Source organism: Klenkia sesuvii (assembly GCF_037083825.1).
Taxonomy (GTDB): Bacteria; Actinomycetota; Actinomycetes; order Mycobacteriales; family Geodermatophilaceae; genus Klenkia; species Klenkia sesuvii.
Genome location: NZ_JBAPLU010000003.1, coordinates 77,555 through 97,053 on the forward strand (window position 1 = coordinate 77,555; position 19,499 = coordinate 97,053).

Below are 19,499 nucleotides of genomic sequence, written 5' to 3' on the forward strand. Positions count from 1 at the left end.
GTCGAGTCTAGGCGGGGCCGGTGAGCGCGGCGTCCAGGGCGGCGGACACGTGCAGGGCGGTGGTGGCGAACACCGGGACGTCGACGTCGTCCGCGCCGAGGAGCAGCTCGATCTCGGTGCAGCCGAGCACCACGCCCTGCGCGCCGTCGGCGGCCAACCGGTCGACCACCTCGACGAACCGGGCCCGGGAGGCGTCGCTGACCACGCCGCGGCAGAGCTCCTCGTAGACCACCCGGTGCACCTCGGCCCGGTCCGCGGCACCGGGGACCACCACCTCGAGCCCCCCGGCGACCAGGCGGTCGCGCAGGAAGGGCTGCTCCATGGTGAACGCGGTCCCCAGCAGGCCCACCCGGGTCAGCCCGACCCTGCGCACGGCCGCGGCGGTGACGTCGGCGATGTGCAGCAGCGGGACGTCGAGCACCGCCTCCAGAGCCGGGGCCACCCGGTGCATGGTGTTGGTGCACAGCAGCACCAGGTCGGCCCCGGCCGCCTGCACGGCCGCGGCGTCGCGGGCCAGCAGCTCACCGGCCGCCTCCCACTCCCCCCGCACCTGCAGCTCCTCGATGCCGGCGAAGTCCACCGACAGGAGCACGCACCGCGCGCTGTGCAGACCACCCCACCGCTCGCGCACGCCCTCGTTCAGCAAGCGGTAGTAGAGCGCGCTGCTCTCCCAGCTCATGCCGCCCAGCAACCCGATCGTCCGCACGCGGTCACCGTGGCAGGTCTCCCCCGCGGCGCCTGCACGTGGGTACCGTGCGGTATGGACAACGGCACCCGGCACCGTGCCCGCGCAGTGGTCAGCAGCGTCCTCGACGGCGTCGTCGTCGGCCTGGGCGAGGCGGCCCTCGACCACCCCCGGCGCTCGGCCGCACGCCGGCGCGCCCACCTGGGTGTCGGTGCCCTCGTGCTCGCGCACGCCGCGGCCGACGAGCTGCCGACGGTGCAGGCGATCGCCGCCGGCCGCCCGCCCCGCACGGCCACCCCGGCCGAGCAGCAGCTGTCGGTGGCTGCCGGTCTCGTCTCGGTCGGCTGGGGCTTCCTCGCCACCGCGGTCGACGGTCCACTGGCCCGGGCCCTGGTGCGCCGCGGCGTCGCCCGGCCGCACCTGGTGGTCGGCCTGGTGGCCGGCGTGCTCACCACGGTGAGCACGTTGCCGCTGTGGTGGCGGCGGTCGACCCTGCGGATCGCCGAGGATGAGCGGCAGGCCCGCGAGGACGCCGACGTCGCCGCCTGGGAGGCCGAGCTCCAGCAGGTCGACCGCTGAGCAGTGTCGGCCTCTACGTGGAGGACGAGAGCAACCTGCTCAAGGCTGTGTCGAGGTGGCGGAACGACCTGCTGCGTTCGACCGCTACGCGGATGTCCATCATGGCGGCGAAAGCCGGCTGATGGAGCGTCGGTGAGTACTTGCTGGTCATGCGCCTCTCCAGCAGCTCCTTGGCGCCTCGCGGAGCGTCCGGGTCAGCGACCTCGTCCCCGGGCACGACATCTCGATGACGATGAAGAGATGCCAGGCTGGCCAAGAACCACGCTTCGAACTCGCGGCAGGCCACCGCGACCTCGATGGGGCAGTGACTCACGTACGCCGCCATCGTGCTCCTGAGTTCCTCTGCAAGCGACACCGGGCAGTCGTCGTCGGCATCCAGCACCACGAGCAAGCCGCCGGACGTACGCACGCGTTTGGTGGCAGCCCGCGCGGTGTCGGCCAACTTCGATGCGTAACGTCCGCGGTCCAACCGCCAGGGGTTCGGGACATCGATGTGCGCGTGTCCCCGTTCCGCTGCCATCCGCCGGAGCAGGACAGGCAGGGCCTTCACCTCACCGTGCCCCTCCACGATGGTCGCGATGACGGGGGTCTCAGACATCGGAGAGCGACATCTGCTGGGTCTCCGGGAGTTCGGGTAGCAACTGGTCGGCCCGAAGCAGCTCACCCGCAGTGAAAAGGCTGTCGGCCAGTGCCTCCCGCCCCGCGAGATCGGGGCGGGCAAGGTGGGTACCACCGTCGACCAGACGGACGGCCACAAGTTCATTCGTCGTGACGCTCACGTCATCCAGGAGATCTGGACTGTGGCTCGTCACCAGGACCTGACGCTGCTCGCTGGCATCCCGCAGGGCATCGAGAAGTACGCCAGCAGCGGCGGGGTGCAGCGCCGCCTCGGGTTCCTCAATACCGATCGTGCTCGCCGATCGGGAGGTGGAGAAGAGAGCCAGCAGCACACCCAGAGCCCGCAGGGTGCCATCGGACATCGATGAACCGCGAAACGACCATGGCCGGCTCGATCCCGCCGTGTCCTGACGGAACTCGAGTGCCTCCCACGAGTCGAGGCTCACCCGGTCCACGCCATCGATGCCCGGCACGACCAACCGCAGGTAGTCCTCGATGCGCTCCTTGGACATCGGAGCCTCCCGGCGGAGACGTTCTAGAACGCTTGCAGCGTTGCTCCCGTCCCGGCGCAGGATCTCACCGGAATCGGGCTTCTGGAGGCCACGCATGACGTCCGGGTTGATGCTGTAGACCGTGATGGCCCGCAACCCATCGAAGACCATGCGAAATGGACCCACCGACGATGCGGACACGAGGTAGAGGCGGTCATCCGACACGGCCGGCATGAAGGCCTCGCTCGACGCGACCAGCTCTCCGTCACGAACCCGGTAGAACGAATCCTCTCCACCGAACATCGCCGGACGCACCACGCAGTCCTCGTGCGAGACGCGGAAGTCGCCACCCTTCACCGCGGCGATTTGGAAGCTGTAGCTGCCTGTCTGGTCCGCTGTGGCGAAGTTCAGTTCGATCCTGAAGTGAGTGGGGTGACCGGTGGACCGCCGACGGACCTCTGCGATCCCGCCGCGGTCGCGCAACGCGTGGTCGAGCGTCGTGTCCAGTGCATCCGACGTGAGCCGCATCGAGTCGAGGAAGTTGCTCTTGCCCGAACCGTTCGGACCGACGAGCAGCCCTAGCTTGCCCAATCGCACGTCGCACGCAGCGATGCTCCGGTAGTGGCGCAGCCGGACCCGGGTGATCTTGAATGCACTGGCTGGACCGGTCACGCGGTCAGCGTTCCACATCCATGCCCAACGGTCCTGCCATTACAGGGCGTCCGGGTCGAGCTGGACCCGCACGTGCTCGGGGGCCTTGCGGGCCGAGCGGACCCCCTGGACCTCGGCCAGCGCCCTGGCCAGCGGCACGCCGTCGGCCCGGGCCGCCCGCACCAGGAAGCGTTCGCCGGCCTCGTGCCCGGGCCGCGCGGGCTCCGGCACGGGGCCCAGCACCTCGGCGCCCGGCGGGGGGCGCAGCAGCTCGAGGAACTCGGCAAGCGCCGCCGGTGAGCCCGACAGCGCGGCCATGCGGGTCGCCGGGGGGAAGCCCAGCTCGCGCCGCTCGGCCAGCTCGCGGGCCGCCAGCCAGCCCGGGTCCCACCGCACCAGCGCCTGCACGACCGGGTGCGCTGCGTCGGCGGTGACCACGACCTGGCCGCCCTGCCCCGCCGGTCGGACCAGGGTCGCCGCGCCCAGCCACCGACGGAGCGTCTCCTCCCCGGCCCGCAGGTCGGCCCGGCCCAGCAGCGCCCACGAGTCCAGCAGCAGCGCCGCCCCGTAGCCGCCCTCGGCCACGGGTTCGGCCCCGGGGGTGGCGACCACGATCCCCGGCGCACCGTCCACGGCGGCCAGCACCGACCCGCGGCCGCTGACCCGCACCGCGGCGCCGGGGAAGGCCCGCCCCAGCTCCTCGGCGGTGCGCGCCGAGCCGACCACCGAGGCGCGCAGCTTCGTGCCGTGGCAGTGCGGGCAGTCGAAGGTGGCCGCCGGCCGCGCGCACCACCGGCACGCAGCGACCCGCTGGCCCCCCGGCCCCGGCGCGGTGGCGACCCCGAGCGGGCCGGCGCAGTGCGCGCAGCGGGCCGGGGCCCGGCACCGGTCGCAGACCAGACCGGGCGCGTAGCCGGCGCGCGGCACCTGCACCAGCACCGGGGCGCCGGCGGCCAGCGCCTCGCGGGCCACCCGGAACGCCAGCGACGGCAGCCGGGCGGTGCGGGCGGCCGCGTCGCGGGCCAGCTCGGAGTCCGCGCCCAGCGCCTGCACCCGGGGCGCGGCCGCCCGCAGCACCGGGCGGTCGGCGACCAGCTCGTGGGCCCAGCCCGACTCGATGAGCAGCGCGGCCTCGGCGGTGCGTGCGGTGGCCGCCACGACCGCCGAGCAGCCGGCCAGGTGCGCGCGCTGCACCAGCACGTCACGGGTGTGCGGGTAGGGGGCGCGGGGCTCGGCGTGCAGGTCGTCGCCGTCGTCCCAGACCACGACCAGCCCCAGGTCGCGCACCGGGGCGAACATCGCCGCCCGGGTACCCAGGACCACCTGCGCCGTGCCGCGGGACACCGACAGGAAGCGGCCGTAGCGGGTGTCGGGTGCCGAGTCGGCCCGCAGCACCGCCACGGCCTCCTTGGGCAGCTGGGCGGCGGCCGCGGCGGCCAGCCGGTCGAGGTCCTTGCCGTCGGGCACCACGACCAGCGCGCCCCGCCCCCCGGAGAGGGTGGCCCGGCAGAGCTCGACGAGGCGGGTGGGCCAGTCCTCGCCGGGCAGCGCCGTCCAGACCGCCCGGACGGGACGACCCAGCGCGAGGGCGTCGAGGAACTCGGGCCCCGTGGGGTAGCGGGCGAACCCCGCGGGGTCCGGGCGCGCGGGCGGGGCCGGCGGGTCCAGGACCGGGCGCTTCTCGGGCGCGCCCCGCCGCGGCGGGAGCGCCAGCCGCAGGACGTCGGTGAGGGTGCCGGCGTACCGGTCGGCGACGACGCGGGCCAGCTCGGCGACCTCGGGGGTGAGCACCGGCTCGCCGGACACCAGCTTGGCCAGCGGCGCGAGCGTGCCGGTGTGCTCGGTCGTCGTCCCCACGTCGAGGACGACGCCGTCGACCAACCGGCCGGCGAAGCGCACGCGCACCCGGCAACCTGCGACGACGCCGTCCCCGAGCTCGTCGGGGACGGCGTAGTCGAACGGCCGGTCCAGGTGCGCCAGGGGCACGTCGACGACGACCCTGGCAACCCTCACCGGGACATCGTGCCCGGCGGGTACGACAGGACTACACGGCGGCCTTGAGGGCGTCGACGCGGTCGGTGCGCTCCCAGGGCAGGTCCAGGTCGCTGCGGCCGAAGTGGCCGTAGGCGGCGGTCGGGCCGTAGATCGGCCGCAGCAGGTCCAGGTCGCGCACGATGGCGCCCGGGCGCAGGTCGAACACCGAGCTGATCGCCTTCTGCAGGACGTCGTCGGGCACGCTGCCGGTGCCGAAGGTCTCGACGAACAGGCCGACCGGGCTGGCCGCACCGATGGCGTAGGCCACCTGCACCTCGCAGCGACGGGCCAGGCCCGCGGCCACCACGTTCTTGGCCACCCAGCGCATGGCGTAGGCCGCCGAGCGGTCGACCTTCGAGGGGTCCTTGCCGGAGAAGGCACCGCCGCCGTGCCGGGCCATGCCGCCGTAGGTGTCGACGATGATCTTGCGGCCGGTGAGGCCGGCGTCGCCCATCGGGCCGCCGATCACGAACTTGCCGGTGGGGTTGACCAGCAGGCGGTGCCCGGTGGTGGGCAGGCCGAGGGCGGCGAGCTCGGGCTGGACCACGAGCTCCTCGATGTCGGGGGTCAGCAGTGTCTCGATGGAGATGTCCTCGGCGTGCTGGGAGGACACCACCACGGTGTCGACGCCGACCGGGCGGTCGTCCTCGTAGACCACGGTGACCTGGGTCTTGCCGTCGGGGCGCAGGTAGGGCACCGAGCCGTCCTTGCGGACGGCGGACAGCCGCTTGGACAGCCGGTGGGCCAGCGCGATCGGCAGCGGCATGAGCTCGGGGGTCTCGTCGCTGGCGTAGCCGAACATCAGCCCCTGGTCGCCGGCACCCTGGCTGGCGATGAGGTCCTCGGCGGCCGCGGCGCGGTCGGCTGCGCCCGTGCGGGCCTCGTAGCCGACGTCGACGCCCTGCGCGATGTCCGGCGACTGGGCGCCGAGGGAGACGCTGACGCCGCACGAGGCGCCGTCGAAGCCCTTGCGGGAGGAGTCGTAGCCGATGCGCAGGATGGTCTCGCGGACGACGTGGGCGATGTCGACGTAGCCGGCGGTGGTGACCTCACCGGCGATGTGCACCTGGCCGGTGGTGATCATGGTCTCGACGGCCACCCGGCTGCGCGGGTCCTGCGTGAGCATCTCGTCGAGGATGGCGTCGCTGATCTGGTCGGCGATCTTGTCGGGGTGCCCCTCGGTCACCGACTCGGACGTGAACAGACGACGTGCCACTCGGTGCTCCCTGGGTGTGCTGGTGGGTCGGCGGTCGTCGCCGGACCTCGGAGGGGTGTTCGCAGGACGGACGCCCGGCGGATCACGTTACCGGCGGGGACCCACCCGGGGCGCGACGACGTCCCAGATGCCGGCGGCCACGGCGTCCTTGCTGCCCGGCGCGACGTCCGTGACCCCGCCGTCGGCAGCCAGGACGGTGACCGCGTTGTCGGGACGGCCGAACACCTGCCCGGCGGACACGTCGTTGACCACGAGCAGGTCGCACCCCTTGCGGGCCAGTTTGGCCCGCGCGTGGCCCAGGACGTCGTCGTCGGCGTCGCCGGTCTCGGCGGCGAACCCCACGACCAGCTGACCCGGTCGCCGGGCGGCCACGAGGTCGGCCAGGACGTCGGCGTTGCGGGTGAGCGCGACCGCCGTGGGCTCGCTGCTGCCGCCCTTCTTGAGCTTGTCGGCCGCCACCTCGGTGGGCCGGAAGTCGGCGACCGCGGCGGCCATCACGACGACGTCGGCGTCGGCGGCGCGCTCGGTCATCGCCGTGTGCAGCTCAGCGGCCGACCCCACCGGCACCACCGTGCAGCCGAAGGGCGCGGGGTCCTCCACGTTGGCCGCGACCAGCACGACGTCGGCGCCTCGGGCGACCGCGACCCGGGCCAGCGCCCAGCCCTGCCGGCCCGAGGAGCGGTTGCCCAGGAACCGGACCGGGTCGAGGGGTTCGCGGGTGCCCCCGGCGCTGATGAGCACCCGGGTGCCGGCGAGGTCCTGGTGCAGCGCCCCGCCGGCGAGCACGACGTCGACGAGCGCGGCGACGTCGTGCGGCTCGGGCAGCCGACCGGGGCCGGAGTCGGGTCCGGTGAGCCGGCCCACCGCGGGGGGCAGCACCAGGGCACCGCGGCGGCGCAGGGTGGCGACGTTGTCCTGGGTGGCCGGGTGCTGCCACATCTCGGTGTGCATGGCCGGCACGAAGACCACCGGCGCGGCCGTGGCCAGCAGGGTGGCGGTGAGCAGGTCGTCGGCGCGGCCGGCGGCGGCGCGGGCGAGCAGGTCGGCGGTGGCCGGGTTCACGACGACGAGGTCGGCGGTCTGCCCGATGCGCACGTGGGCGACCTCGGGGACGTCGTCCCAGACCTCGGTGCTCACCGGGTTGCCCGACAGCGCCTCGAAGGTGGCCGCGCCGACGAAGCGCAGCGCCGAGGCGGTGGGCACCACGCGCACGTCGTGCCCGCGTTCGGAGAGCGCGCGCAGCAGCAACGCGGACTTGTAGGCGGCGACCCCGCCACCGACCCCCAGCACGATCCGGCTCATGCGCCCATCCTGCCCAGGGACGACGAAACCCCCGGCCACCGGGGCCGAGGGCTCATCAAGGTGAGTGACTGGAACGGCCCCCTCGCAGGGTCCCGGCGGACGCGGAGCGTCTGCAGGGGGGCGAGGGGGTCCTTCTTCAGTTCTCGCCCGCGGTGTGGGTCAGCAGACCCTCGTTGATCTCGCGGAGCGCGATCGACAGGGGCTTCTCCTGCGGGGCGGTGTCGACCAGCGGGCCGACGTACTCCAGCAGGCCCTCGGAGAGCTGGCTGTAGTAGGCGTTGATCTGGCGGGCCCGCTTGGCGGCGTAGATGACCAGGCCGTACTTGCTGCTGGTGCGCTCGAGCAGCTCGTCGATCGGCGGGTTGGTGATGCCCTCGGGGGCGGGTGCGACTCCGGACACGGCTGGTGAGCTCCTCGGTGGATCGGGTGCGCTGCGGGCGGGGCGTCAGCCTGCGGGTGGCGCAGTCAGCAAGAGTACCAACTCGTCCGCGGCGCGGGCGAGGTCGTCGTTCACCACCACGACGTCGTAGTCGTCGACGGCCGCCATCTCGGCCCGGGCGATGTCCAGCCGGCGCGCGATGACCTCGGCCGGTTCGGAGCCGCGGCCGGTCAGCCGCGCCGCCAGCTCCTCGAACGAGGGCGGCGCCAGGAACACGAGCTGGGCCTCGGGGGCGCTGGCGCGGACCTGGCGGGCGCCCTGCATCTCGATCTCGAGCAGGGCCGGCAGCCCCTGGGCCAGCTGCTCCTCGACCGGGCCGCGCGGCGTGCCGTAGCGGTTGCCGGCGTACTCGGCCCACTCGAGCAGGCCGTCGTTGGCCACGAGCCAGTCGAAGTGCTCGTGGTCGACGAACAGGTAGTGCTCGCCGTCGACCTCACCCGGCCGGGGACGGCGCGTGGTGACCGAGACCGACACCCACACCTCGGGGTGCCGGCGGCGCACCTCGGCCACCACCGTGCCCTTCCCCACGCCCGAGGGTCCCGACAGCACCGTCAACCGGGCAGGCGACACGGTCACTGCGGGCAGACCTCGGACGGGGGACGGGACGGGGCTCAGGCGGGCTGCTCGCCGGCGAACTCGGCCTCCAGCGCCTTGCGCTGGTTGGCGCCGAGACCGCGGACGCGACGGGTCGGGGAGATCTCGAGCCGCTCCATGATCTTGGCGGCCCGGGCCTTGCCCACGCCGGGCAGGGACTCCAGGACGGCGGACACGCGCATCTTGCCGATGACCTCGTCGGTCTCGCCCTGCTTGAGGACGTCGCCGACGGTGGTGCCCTTGCTCTTGAGCCGCTCGCGCAGCTCGGCGCGGACCTTGCGGGCCGCGGCGGCCTTCTCGAGGGCGGCGGCGCGTTGTTCGGGGGTCAGCTGAGGGAGGGGCACGGGGCAACCCAATCGTTCTCGTGCCGTCGGGGGTGGCCGACGGGGCGGATCTCGGTGTGTGGGGGACGAGCGGGGCGAACGGTGGCCCGCCTGCTCGAGCCTGGCGGTCAACCTAGTCACCCGGTGCGGCCGCGGTCACCGGGCCCCGGTGGTCGTGCGGCGGTGCCCGTGTGCTTCGGCTCGTCGACCTTACGCCTCGCTAAGGTCACGCGCGGTCATCGGGCCAGGTCAGCCGCCCAGCGCTCGGCGGACGCACGCAGCGCCGCGCGGTCGGGCCCGGCGGCCAGGACGTCGCGGGAGACCGTCGGGACCACGGCTCGACCCGGCCCGAACAGGCGTACCAGGTCAGCTGCGGTGCCGCCCTGGGCGCCGAGGCCGGGCGCGAGGACCGGGCCCCGCAGACCGGTCAGGTCCACGTCCAGCTCGCTCAGCGTGGCGCCGACGACGACCCCGAACGACCCGGTCCCACCACCCCACCGGCCCTGCAGGTCGGCGTAGGAAGCCGGGTCGGGAGCGGGGTCGCCGACCAGCCAGTCGGGGGTGTTCCACCGGCCGACCTGGTCGACGACGGCCTGGGCGACGGTGCGCCCGTCGGCCAGCCGGGCGGACTGGAAGATGGCGGCGTCGGGGTTGGAGGTGCGGGCGAGCACGAAGAGACCCGCTCCGTGCACCCGGGCGGTGCGCACGGCCGGGTCGAGGGAGTCCGGGCCGAGGTAGGGGCTCACCGTGAGGGCGTCGACCTGCATCGGGTGGCCGTGGGTGAGCACCTCGGCGTACCCGGACATCGTGGAGCCGATGTCGCCGCGCTTGGCGTCGAGCAGCACCAGGGCACCGGCGTCCCGGCAGCGGCCGACGGCGTCCTCGAGCACCAGCAGTCCGCGGGAGCCGTGCCGCTCGTAGAACGCCGACTGCGGCTTCAGGACCGCCACGGTGCCGGCCAGCGCGTCGACGACGGCGTCGGTGAAGCGGCGCAGCCCGTCGACGTCGTCGGTGAGCCCCCAGGCGCCCAGCAGCTCCCGGTGCGGGTCGATGCCGACGCACAGCGGGCCGCGGTCGGCCACGGCCGCGGCCAGCCGGGCGCCGAAGCGTGCCTGCCCGTTCACCGGTGCCGCCCGGGCGGGCCCTTGTCGGGCGCGCGGTGGGCGTAGCCCACGGCGTCGGCCAGCCGGCCGAAGCCCCGCTCGCCCAGGGCGTCGGCGAGCTCGGCGTGGATGCGCGCCGGCGCCGAGGGGTCGTTGAACACCGCGGTGCCGACCGAGACCGCGCCCGCCCCGGCCAGCACGAACTGCAGCGCGTCGAGGCCGGTGCGGATCCCGCCCATGCCCAGGATGGGCACGTTGGGCAGGGCGGCGTGCACCTGCCAGACGCACCGCAGCGCCACCGGCCGGATGGCCGGCCCCGAGAGCCCCCCGGTCACCCCGCCGAGCACCGGACGCATGGTGTCGGGGTCGATCACCATCCCCAGCAGGGTGTTGATCATGGACAACCCGCTGGCGCCGGCGTCGGCGCAGGCCCGGGCCACCGACACGATGTCGGTGACGTCGGGGGTGAGCTTGGCGTAGACCGGGTGGGCGGGGTCGGCGGCCTCCCGGACGGCGGCGACCACCCCGGCCGAGGCGTCGGGGTTGCACGCGAACACCTCGCCCCGGCTCTCGACGTTGGGGCAGGAGATGTTGACCTCGATGCCGAGCACCCCCGGCACCCCGCGCAGCCGGGCGGCCAGCTCGGCGAAGTCCTCGGTGCGGGCACCGGCGATCGAGACGAAGGCACGCACGCCGCGCTCGGCCAGCCACGGCAGCTCGTCGACCAGCAGGCCGTCGATGCCCGGGCCCTGCAGGCCGATCGAGTTGATCATCCCGCTGGGCGTCTCGGCCATGCGCGGGGTGGCCCGGCCCGACCGGGGTCGCAGCTGCACCGACTTGGTGACCACCGCACCGATCGACGTGAGGTCGAAGAAGGGGTCGAGCTCGCGGCCGAAGGAGGCGCAGCCCGACGCCGTGAGCACCGGGCTGACCACCGGCACCCCGCCCAGGGATGCCTGCATGTCGACGCTGGGCAGGTCGACCTCGGGCAGGGTGGTCACGGGGTCTCCCCCTCCCTCGGGGCGGTGGGGTGGGCGGGGGACGCGGCCGGGGTGTGCACCAGCTGCATCGCGTCGGCACCCACCAGGTCCGGCGGGAGCGTGCCGACGTCGGCGAAGCGCACCCGGTCGCCGGCGAAGACCGGGCCGTCTGTGCACGAGCGGGCGAACCGGCTGCGCCCGTCGGCACCCACCACGGGGAGCACGCAGGTCATGCACACCCCCACCCCGCAGGCCATGGACTCCTCGACGGCCACCCACGACGGCACCCGGCGCTCGGTGGCCAGCTTCGCCACGGCGGCCAGCATCGGCATGGGCCCGCAGGCGTAGACCGCCCCGGCGCCGCCGACCAGCTCGGCCACCGGCCCGGTCACCCGGCCGGTGCGACCGGCGCTGCCGTCGTCGGTGGTGACCACGAACGGCGCCGCCACGGCCGAGAGCTCCTCCACCGAGCACAGCCGGGCCTGGTCCCCGGCACCGACCACGGCGGCCACCTCGTGCCCGCGCGAGCGCAGCAACCCGCCCAGCCCCACCAGTGCCGCGGCGCCGTAGCCGCCGCCGACCAGCAGGACCGGGGTGCCCTCGGGGGGCAGCGGGAAGGGCCGGCCCAGCGGACCGACGACGTCGAGCTCCTCCCCCGGCCGCAGCCCGGCCAACCAGGTCGACCCCGCGGCGCGGGCGCTGACCACGACGGAGAACCGGCCACCGCCCACCCCGGCGATGGCGATCGAGCGGCGCAGCAGCATCGCCGAGGTGGGCCCACCCACGGCGAAGGCGACGAACTGCCCCGGCCGGGCGACGTCGGCGATGTCGGGTGCCTCCAGCGTCAGCTCGGTGTAGGCGCTGACCGGACGGGACCCGACCACGACGGCCGGGCCCTGCACGGGCGGGTGCTCGGCCGGCGGCGCCGGTTGTCCCAGCAACCCGCTGCCCGAGCCGGGCACCGGCGGCAGCACCCGCTCACCGGAGGGCAGCTGCACGACCCGGGTGGGGCCGCCCTCGGCTGCCGGGGTGCTCACCCGGTCGCTCGCGGGGTCGGTCGCGGGGTCGGTCACCGGGAGGCCCGGGCGGTGGCGAGCGCGGCGTGCAGGTCCTGCAGGCTGCGGACCCCGATCTCGCCGCGGCGCAGCGCCTCGACCCCCTGCACGGCCGCGGCCAGCCCCGGCACCGTGGTGATGCAGGGGATGCCCGCGGTCACCGCCGCCGCGCGGATCTCGTAGCCGTCCAACCGTGGGCCGGAGTTGCCCGGGGCGCCGAAGGGCGTGTTGACGACCATGTCCACCTCGACGGCCAGGATCGCCTCGACCACGTTGCCGGGACCGTCGGAGAACTTGCCGACCACGGTGGCGCTGACCCCGTTGCGGCGCAGCACCTGCGCGGTGCCGGCCGTGGCGAGCACGGTGAAACCGAGGTCGGCCAGCCGCTTGACCGGGAAGACCGCCGAGCGCTTGTCCCGGTTGGCCAGCGACACGAACACCGTGCCCTCGGTGGGCAGGGACCCGTAGGCAGCGGCCTGGGACTTGGCGAACGCGGTGCCGAACCCGGCGTCGAGGCCCATCACCTCGCCGGTGGACTTCATCTCGGGGCTGAGCACGGTGTCCACGCCCTGGCCGTCGGCGGTGCGGAACCGGTTGAACGGCAGCACCGCCTCCTTGACCGCGATCGGGGCGTCGTCGGGCACGTCGGTGCCGTCGCCGGTGGCCGGCAGCACCCCGGCGGCCCGGAGGTCGGCGACGGTCTCGCCCACCGCGATGCGGGCGGCGGCCTTGGCCAGCGCCACCGCCGTGGCCTTGGAGACGAAGGGCACCGTGCGGCTGGCCCGCGGGTTGGCCTCGAGCACGTACAGCACGTCGTCCTTGAGCGCGTACTGGACGTTCATGAGACCGCGCACCCCGATGCGCGCGGCCAGCGCCTCGGTGGCCGCCCGGATGCCGGCCACCTCGGTGGACCCCAGGGTGATGGGGGGCAGGGCGCAGGCCGAGTCGCCGGAGTGGATGCCGGCCTCCTCGATGTGCTCCATGACCCCGCCGAGGTACAGGTCGTGGCCGTCGTAGAGGGCGTCGACGTCGATCTCGACGGCGTCCTCCAGGAACCGGTCGATGAGCACGGGGTGGTCGGGGCTGACGTCGGTGGCCTTGGCCAGGTAGGCCTCCAGCGTCGCGTCGTCGTAGACGATCTCCATGCCGCGCCCGCCGAGCACGTAGGAGGGCCGCACCAGCACCGGGTAGCCGATCTCCGCGGCGATGCCGCGCGCCTCGGTGAACCGCACCGCGGTGCCGTGCTTGGGGGCCGGCAGGCCGGTGTCGGCCAGCACGCGGGAGAACGCGCCCCGGTCCTCGGCGGCGTCGATGGCCTCGGGCGCGGTGCCGAGCACCGGCACGCCGGCGTCCTTGAGCCGCTGGGCCAGCGCCAGCGGGGTCTGCCCACCCAGCGTGCAGATCACCCCGGCGACCGGACCTGCGGCGCGCTCGGCCTCGACGACCTCCAGGACGTCCTCGAACGTCAGCGGCTCGAAGTAGAGCCGGTCGGCGGTGTCGTAGTCGGTGGAGACGGTCTCGGGGTTGCAGTTGACCATCACGGCCTCGTAGCCGGCCTCCTGCAGCGCCAGCACGGCGTGCACGCAGGAGTAGTCGAACTCGATGCCCTGCCCGATGCGGTTGGGGCCCGAGCCGAGGATCAGCACCGCGGGCTTCTCGCGGGGGCGGACCTCGGTCTCCTCGTCGTAGGTCGAGTAGTGGTAGGGGGTGGTGGCGGCGAACTCAGCGGCGCAGGTGTCGACGGTCTTGTACACCGGCCGGATGCCCAGCCGCCAGCGCAGCGTGCGGACGCCGTCCTCCCCGGCCAGCTCGGGCCGCAGCGCCGCGATCTGCCGGTCGGACAGGCCGTGCCGCTTCGCCCGGCGCAGCAGGTCGGGGGTCAGCGAGGGTGCGTCGCGGACCTCGGTGCCGATCTCGTGGACCTGGAGCACCTGGTCGACGAACCAGGGGTCGAACCCGCTGGCCTCGGCGACCTGCTCGACGGTCGCGCCGGCGGCGAGTGCGCGCTCGGCGGTGTAGAGCCGGCCGTCGACCGGGGTGCGCAACCGGTCCAGCAGCTCCTCGGCGGACTCCTCGGGCAGCTCGGGTCCGGTCCAGAAGCCGACCTGGGGCGTCTCGGTGGAGCGCATCGCCTTGCCCAGGGCCTCGGTGAAGTTGCGGCCCATGCTCATGACCTCGCCGACCGACTTCATGGTCGTGGTCAGCCGCGGGTCGGCGCCGGGGAACTTCTCGAAGGCGAAGCGCGGGATCTTCACCACCACGTAGTCCAGCGTCGGCTCGAACGCCGCCGGGGTGACCCCGGTGATGTCGTTGGTGATCTCGTCGAGGGTGTAGCCGATCGCCAGCTTGGCCGCGATCTTGGCGATCGGGAAGCCCGTGGCCTTCGACGCCAGTGCCGACGAGCGCGAGACCCGGGGGTTCATCTCGATGACGACGAGCCGGCCGTCGACCGGGTTGACCGCGAACTGGATGTTGCAGCCGCCGGTGTCGACGCCGACCTCGCGCAGGACGGCGATGCCCACGTCGCGCATCTGCTGGTACTCGCGGTCGGTGAGCGTCATCGCCGGGGCGACGGTCACCGAGTCGCCGGTGTGCACGCCCATCGCGTCGACGTTCTCGATGGAGCAGACGACCACCACGTTGTCGGTGCGGTCGCGCATGAGCTCGAGCTCGTACTCCTTCCAGCCCAGCACCGACTCCTCGATGAGCACGGTGTGCACGGGCGAGTCGGCCAGGCCGTGGCCGGCCATGCGACGCAGCATGGCCTCGTCGGTGGCGAAGCCCGAGCCCAGCCCGCCCATGGTGAAGCTGGGCCGGATGACCACGGGGTAGCCGACCTCGTCGGCCGTCGCCAGGGCCTCCTCGACGCTGCCGCAGACCTTCGACCGGGGGGCGTCGGCGCCGATGGAGCGCACGATGTCCTTGAACAGCTGCCGGTCCTCGCCGCGGTTGATGGCGTCGGCGTCGGCCCCGATCAGCCGGACGCCGTACTTGTCCAGCACCCCGTTGGCCTGCAGCGCCAGGCCCAGGTTCAGCGCGGTCTGCCCGCCCAGGGTGGCCAGCAGCGCGTCGGGGCGCTCGGCGGCGATGACCCGCTCGACGAACTCCGGCGTCAGCGGCTCGACGTAGGTGGCGTCGGCCACCTCGGGGTCGGTCATGATCGTGGCCGGGTTGCTGTTGACCAGGCTGACCCGCAGGCCCTCGGCCTTGAGCACCCGGCAGGCCTGGGTGCCCGAGTAGTCGAACTCGCAGGCCTGGCCGATGACGATCGGCCCGGAGCCGATCACCATCACGTGGGAGATGTCGTCACGCTTCGGCACGGGGCACCTCCGTACGAGAGTCCTGCATGAGGTCGACGAAGCGCTGGAAGAGCGGGGCGGCGTCGTGCGGGCCGGCGGCGGCCTCGGGGTGGAACTGCACGCTGAAGGCCGGCACGTCGAGGCAGCGCAGGCCCTCGACCACCTGGTCGTTGAGCCCGACGTGGCTGACCTCGACCCGCCCGTAGGGGGTGTCGGTGGCCCGGTCGAGCGGGGCGTCGACGGCGAAGCCGTGGTTCTGGCTGGTGACCCGCACCGAGTCGGTGACCCGATCGAGCACCGGCTGGTTGAGGCCGCGGTGGCCGAAGGGCAGCTTGTAGGTGCCCAGGCCCAGGGCCCGGCCCAGGATCTGGTTGCCGAAGCAGATGCCGAACAGCGGCCGGCGGGCGTCGAGCACGCCGCGCACGGCCTCGACGGCGTAGTCCGAGGCCGCCGGGTCGCCCGGGCCGTTGGACAGGAACACGCCGTCGGGACCGGCCTCGAGCAGCTCGGCCGCCGTGGCGGTGGCCGGCAGCACCCGGGTCTCGACGCCGAGCTCGGCCAGGTGCCGCGGGGTGGCGGCCTTGATGCCGAGGTCGAGGGCGGCGATCGTGTACTTCGTCTCCCCCACCGCCGGCACCGTGTAGGCGGCCTCGGTGGTGACCTCCGGGGCGAGGTCGGCCCCGGCCATCGACGGTGCGGCCTGCACCCGCGCCAGCAGCTCGTCGACGCCCAGCTCGGTGGAGATGCCCACCCGCATTGTGCCCCGGTCGCGCAGGTGCCGGGTGAGCGCCCGGGTGTCGACGCCGCTGATGCCGACGACACCGTTGTCGACCAGCTCGTCGTCCAGGGTGCCGGTGGCGCGCCAGTTGGCGGGCCGGCGGGCCGGGTCGCGGACGACGAAGCCGGCGACCCAGATGCGGCGGGACTCGTCGTCGTCGGAGTTCACCCCGGTGTTGCCGATGTGCGGGGCGGTCATGACGACCACCTGCCGGTGGTAGCTGGGGTCGGTGAGGGTCTCCTGGTAGCCGGTCATGCCGGTGGAGAAGACGGCCTCGCCGACCGTCGTCCCGGTGGCCCCGTAGGACTCACCGCGGAACGTGCGGCCGTCCTCGAGGACGAGCACTGCTTCGGTCACTTCTGGACCTTCCCATCGCGTACCGACAGTTCCCCGCGCAGCAGCGTGTGCACCACGCGCGCGGGCAGTTCGCGCCCCGCGTAGGGGCTGTTGCGGCTCTTGCTCGCCAGGGCCGCCGGGTCGACGACGGCGCGGGCGCCGGGGTCGACGAGCACGAGGTTGGCCGGCTCGCCGACCGCCAGCGGGCGGCCGTGGTCGGCCAACCGGCCGATGGCGGCCGGGCGGACCGACATGCGGTCGGCGACCTCCCGCCAGGTCAGCAGCCCGGTGTCGACCATGGTCTCGACCACGACCGACAGCGCCTGCTCCAGCCCGAGCATGCCGGGCCGGGCCTGGGCCCACTCGACCTCCTTGTCCTCCGCGGCGTGCGGGGCGTGGTCGGTGGCGACGGCGTCGACCGTGCCGTCGGCCAGCCCGGCCCGCAGCGCGGCGACGTCCTCGGCGGTGCGCAGCGGCGGGTTCACCTTGAACGTGGCGTCGTAGCCCTCGGCGCACGCGTCGGTGAGCAGCAGGTGGTGCGGGGTGACCTCGGCGGTGACCTGCACGCCGCGCGACTTCGCCCAGCGGATCAGCTCGACCGAGCCGGCCGTGGAGACGTGGCAGACGTGCAGCCGAGCACCGACGTGCTCGGCCAGGAGCACGTCGCGGGCGATGATCGCCTCCTCGGCGACCGCGGGCCAGCCGGTGAGCCCCAGCCGGGCCGAGCGGTCGCCCTCGTGCATCTGGGCGCCGACGGTCAGCCGCGGCTCCTCGGCGTGCTGGGCGACGACGCCGTCCAGGGCCTTGGTGTACTCCAGCGCCCGGCGCATGAGTGCGGGGTCGGCCACGCACTTCCCGTCGTCGGAGAAGACCCGCACCTGGGCGGCGGAGTCGGCCATCGCGCCGAGCTCGGCCAGCCGCTCGCCGGCCAGGCCGACCGTGACCGCCCCGACCGGGACGACGTCGACCAGACCCGCGCCGCGACCCAGCCGCCACACCTGCTCGACGACACCGGCGGTGTCGGCGACCGGGTCGGTGTTGGCCATGGCGTGCACGGCGGTGTACCCGCCCAGCGCGGCGGCACGGGAGCCGGTGAGCACCGTCTCGGTGTCCTCGCGGCCGGGCTCGCGCAGGTGGGTGTGCAGGTCGACCAGGCCGGGCAGCAGCACCAGCCCGGTGGCGTCGACGGTCTCGGCGGTGCTGGACAGGTCGGTGCCGATCGCGGCGATCACGCCGTCGGACACCAGCACGTCGACCGGGTCCTCGCCGTAGGGGCGGGCGCCCTTGATCAGCAGGCTCACGCGTTTCCTCCGAGCAGCAGGTACAGGACGGCCATGCGCACGCTGACGCCGTTGCCGACCTGCTCGACGATGGTGGACCGGGCCGAGTCGGCGACGTCGGCGGCGATCTCCATCCCGCGGACCATCGGACCCGGGTGCATGACGACCGCGTCGTCGGCCAGCCGGGCCACGCGGTCGGCGTCCAGGCCGTACCGGCGGCTGTACTCCCGCGCCGAGGGGAAGAACGAGGCGTTCATGCGCTCGGCCTGCACCCGCAGCATCATCACGACGTCGGCCGTGGGCAGCACCGCGTCGAGGTCGTAGGACACCGTGACCGGCCACGACCCGACCCCCACCGGGAGCAGCGTGGGCGGCGCGACGAGGGTGACCTCGGCGCCCAGGGTGTGCAGCAGGCGCACGTTGGAGCGGGCCACCCGGCTGTGCAGCACGTCGCCGGTGATCACCACGCGCACGCCCTCGAGCCGGCCCAGCCGCTTGCGGATCGTGTAGGCGTCGAGCAGCGCCTGCGTGGGGTGCTCGTGCGTGCCGTCGCCGGCGTTGACCACGCTGCCGGCCACCCAGGTGGCCAGCCGGTGCGGAGCGCCCGAGGCCGAGTGCCGGACAACGATGCCGTCGGCGCCCATGGCCTCCAGGGTGAGGGCGGTGTCCTTGAGGCTCTCGCCCTTGGAGACGCTGGAGCCCTTGGCGGAGAAGTTGATGACGTCGGCGCTCAGCCGCTTGGCGGCCAGCTCGAAGCTGATCCGGGTGCGGGTGGAGTCCTCGAAGAACAGGTTGACCACGGTGCGCCCGCGCAGGGTGGGCAGTTTCTTCACCTCGCGGCCGGCCAGCGCGGACTCGATCTGCGCGGCGGTGTCCAGCACGAGAGTGGCGTCGTCGAGGTCGAGGTCGCCGGCCTCGAGCAGGTGCTTGTGCGTCAGGGACTCACGCATCGGTCACGCTCACCCCGTCCTCGCCGTCGACCTCGGCCAGCCGCACCTTGACCTGCTGGGTGCGGGAGGTGGGCACGTTCTTGCCCACGAAGTCGGCCTTGATGGGCAGCTCGCGGTGGCCGCGGTCGACCAGGACGGCGAGCTGCACCGCACGGGGGCGCCCGACGTCGCGCAGGCCGTCGAGCGCGGCCCGCACCGACCGGCCGGAGAACAGGACGTCGTCGACGAGCACGACCAGCCGGCCGTCGATGCCGGCCTCGGGCAGGTGCGTGGCCTCCAACGCCCGGACGCCGCGGGTGCGCAGGTCGTCGCGGTAGAGGGTGATGTCGACGGTGCCGACGTCGACCCGGGTACCGGTGAACGCCTCCACGCGGGCGGCCAGCCGGCGCGCCAGGGGGGCGCCACGGGTGGGGATGCCGATGAGCACGAGGTCGGCCAAGCCGTCACCCCCGCCGCCGTCACCCCCGCCGCCGGCGGCCGTGGCAGTGGCGGCCGTGGAGCTGGCGGCGCGCTCGATGAGCTGGTGGGCCATCCGGTCGACGACGCGGGTGACGTCGTCGGCGGAGAGCAGCCGCTGCGGTTCGGGCATGACGAGGTGGCCTCCTTCCCCGCCTCACGGGACGGGTCGTTAAAGGAAGTGGGTCGGTCCGCCGCAGACGCTAGCGCACCGCCCGATGTGACCTGCATAGGCGCGTTCTCACCCGGACGGGGTGCTCGACAGGTGGCCCCGACCAGCAGCGAGTACTCTGAGTCACCAGCAGCCGCCCCATCCGACGACACTGAGTG

General features: G+C 74.0%; 18 protein-coding genes. 1 reads left to right on the forward strand and 17 read right to left on the reverse strand.

The features are described from left to right. Positions 1–7 precede the first annotated feature (7 nt). Entirely contained in the window at positions 8–706 is a 699-nt protein-coding gene (locus tag TEK04_RS03890; protein ID WP_336403002.1) for an aspartate/glutamate racemase family protein, read from the reverse strand. A gap of 54 nt (positions 707–760) precedes the next feature. Here TEK04_RS03890 and TEK04_RS03895 point away from each other — a divergent pair, with 54 nt between their 5' ends. Next, positions 761–1,264 carry a hypothetical protein gene (locus TEK04_RS03895; protein ID WP_336403003.1) on the forward strand — a complete coding sequence of 168 codons (504 nt, stop codon included), beginning with the start codon at positions 761–763 and terminating at the stop codon, positions 1,262–1,264. 13 nt (positions 1,265–1,277) lie between these two features. On the opposite strand, the gene TEK04_RS03900 is transcribed toward TEK04_RS03895, so the two are convergent. From TEK04_RS03900 to pyrR, 16 genes are all read right to left on the reverse strand, one after another. Then, complete coding sequence (locus TEK04_RS03900; protein ID WP_336403004.1) at positions 1,278–1,862, reverse strand: DUF4276 family protein; 585 nt, start codon at positions 1,860–1,862, stop codon at positions 1,278–1,280. Beyond that, on the reverse strand, positions 1,855–3,045 hold the full coding sequence (locus tag TEK04_RS03905; RefSeq protein WP_336403005.1) for an AAA family ATPase: 1,191 nt from the start codon (positions 3,043–3,045) through the stop codon (positions 1,855–1,857). Before TEK04_RS03905 ends, TEK04_RS03900 begins: the two co-directional genes overlap by 8 nt. Before the next feature lie 39 nt (positions 3,046–3,084). Continuing rightward, positions 3,085–5,037 carry a primosomal protein N' gene (locus tag TEK04_RS03910; RefSeq protein WP_336403006.1) on the reverse strand — a complete coding sequence of 651 codons (1,953 nt, stop codon included), beginning with the start codon at positions 5,035–5,037 and terminating at the stop codon, positions 3,085–3,087. Positions 5,038–5,068: 31 nt separating this feature from the next. Continuing rightward, positions 5,069–6,274: a methionine adenosyltransferase gene (gene metK / locus TEK04_RS03915; RefSeq protein WP_336403007.1), complete on the reverse strand. Its 1,206-nt coding sequence runs from the start codon at positions 6,272–6,274 to the stop codon at positions 5,069–5,071. An 87-nt stretch (positions 6,275–6,361) separates the two neighbouring features. After that, positions 6,362–7,576, reverse strand: coding sequence for a bifunctional phosphopantothenoylcysteine decarboxylase/phosphopantothenate--cysteine ligase CoaBC (gene coaBC / locus TEK04_RS03920; RefSeq protein WP_336403008.1), 1,215 nt, complete (start codon positions 7,574–7,576; stop codon positions 6,362–6,364). Positions 7,577–7,712: 136 nt separating this feature from the next. Then, positions 7,713–7,976, reverse strand: a complete 264-nt coding sequence (gene rpoZ / locus TEK04_RS03925) for a DNA-directed RNA polymerase subunit omega (protein WP_014741310.1) — start codon at positions 7,974–7,976, stop codon at positions 7,713–7,715. A gap of 45 nt (positions 7,977–8,021) precedes the next feature. Beyond that, positions 8,022–8,591 carry a guanylate kinase gene (gene gmk / locus TEK04_RS03930; protein ID WP_336403009.1) on the reverse strand — a complete coding sequence of 190 codons (570 nt, stop codon included), beginning with the start codon at positions 8,589–8,591 and terminating at the stop codon, positions 8,022–8,024. 35 nt (positions 8,592–8,626) lie between these two features. Then, a complete protein-coding gene (gene mihF / locus TEK04_RS03935) occupies positions 8,627–8,953 on the reverse strand; it encodes an integration host factor, actinobacterial type (protein ID WP_336403010.1) in 327 nt (108 codons plus the stop codon). Between the two features lie 215 nt (positions 8,954–9,168). After that, positions 9,169–10,056 (reverse strand): orotidine-5'-phosphate decarboxylase, encoded by an 888-nt coding sequence (gene pyrF / locus TEK04_RS03940; RefSeq protein ID WP_336403011.1) that lies wholly within the window; start codon positions 10,054–10,056, stop codon positions 9,169–9,171. Continuing rightward, on the reverse strand, positions 10,053–11,036 hold the full coding sequence (locus TEK04_RS03945; protein ID WP_336403012.1) for a dihydroorotate dehydrogenase: 984 nt from the start codon (positions 11,034–11,036) through the stop codon (positions 10,053–10,055). Before TEK04_RS03945 ends, pyrF begins: the two co-directional genes overlap by 4 nt. Further along, entirely contained in the window at positions 11,033–12,052 is a 1,020-nt protein-coding gene (locus TEK04_RS03950; RefSeq protein WP_336403013.1) for a dihydroorotate dehydrogenase electron transfer subunit, read from the reverse strand. The genes TEK04_RS03945 and TEK04_RS03950 overlap by 4 nt, the downstream gene beginning before the upstream one ends. A 32-nt stretch (positions 12,053–12,084) precedes the next feature. Beyond that, positions 12,085–15,390 (reverse strand): carbamoyl-phosphate synthase large subunit, encoded by a 3,306-nt coding sequence (carB, locus tag TEK04_RS03955; protein ID WP_336403014.1) that lies wholly within the window; start codon positions 15,388–15,390, stop codon positions 12,085–12,087. Beyond that, positions 15,377–16,504: a glutamine-hydrolyzing carbamoyl-phosphate synthase small subunit gene (carA, locus tag TEK04_RS03960; protein ID WP_336403015.1), complete on the reverse strand. Its 1,128-nt coding sequence runs from the start codon at positions 16,502–16,504 to the stop codon at positions 15,377–15,379. Before carA ends, carB begins: the two co-directional genes overlap by 14 nt. Beyond that, positions 16,501–17,784 carry a dihydroorotase gene (locus TEK04_RS03965; RefSeq protein WP_336403016.1) on the reverse strand — a complete coding sequence of 428 codons (1,284 nt, stop codon included), beginning with the start codon at positions 17,782–17,784 and terminating at the stop codon, positions 16,501–16,503. The genes carA and TEK04_RS03965 overlap by 4 nt, the downstream gene beginning before the upstream one ends. Then, entirely contained in the window at positions 17,781–18,713 is a 933-nt protein-coding gene (locus tag TEK04_RS03970; RefSeq protein ID WP_336403017.1) for an aspartate carbamoyltransferase catalytic subunit, read from the reverse strand. The genes TEK04_RS03965 and TEK04_RS03970 overlap by 4 nt, the downstream gene beginning before the upstream one ends. Beyond that, positions 18,706–19,302, reverse strand: coding sequence for a bifunctional pyr operon transcriptional regulator/uracil phosphoribosyltransferase PyrR (gene pyrR, locus TEK04_RS03975; RefSeq protein WP_336403018.1), 597 nt, complete (start codon positions 19,300–19,302; stop codon positions 18,706–18,708). Before pyrR ends, TEK04_RS03970 begins: the two co-directional genes overlap by 8 nt. Between the last annotated feature and the right edge of the window lie 197 nt (positions 19,303–19,499).

Bases quoted from the DNA above. Each gene is read 5' to 3' on its own strand.
- TEK04_RS03895 (WP_336403003.1), top strand. From the start codon at position 761: ATGGACAACGGCACCCGGCACCGTGCCCGCGCAGTGGTCAGCAGCGTC.
- TEK04_RS03900 (WP_336403004.1), bottom strand. From the start codon at position 1,862: ATGTCTGAGACCCCCGTCATCGCGACCATCGTGGAGGGGCACGGTGAG.
- coaBC (WP_336403008.1), bottom strand. From the start codon at position 7,576: ATGAGCCGGATCGTGCTGGGGGTCGGTGGCGGGGTCGCCGCCTACAAG.
- TEK04_RS03970 (WP_336403017.1), bottom strand. From the start codon at position 18,713: ATGCGTGAGTCCCTGACGCACAAGCACCTGCTCGAGGCCGGCGACCTC.
- pyrR (WP_336403018.1), bottom strand. From the start codon at position 19,302: ATGCCCGAACCGCAGCGGCTGCTCTCCGCCGACGACGTCACCCGCGTC.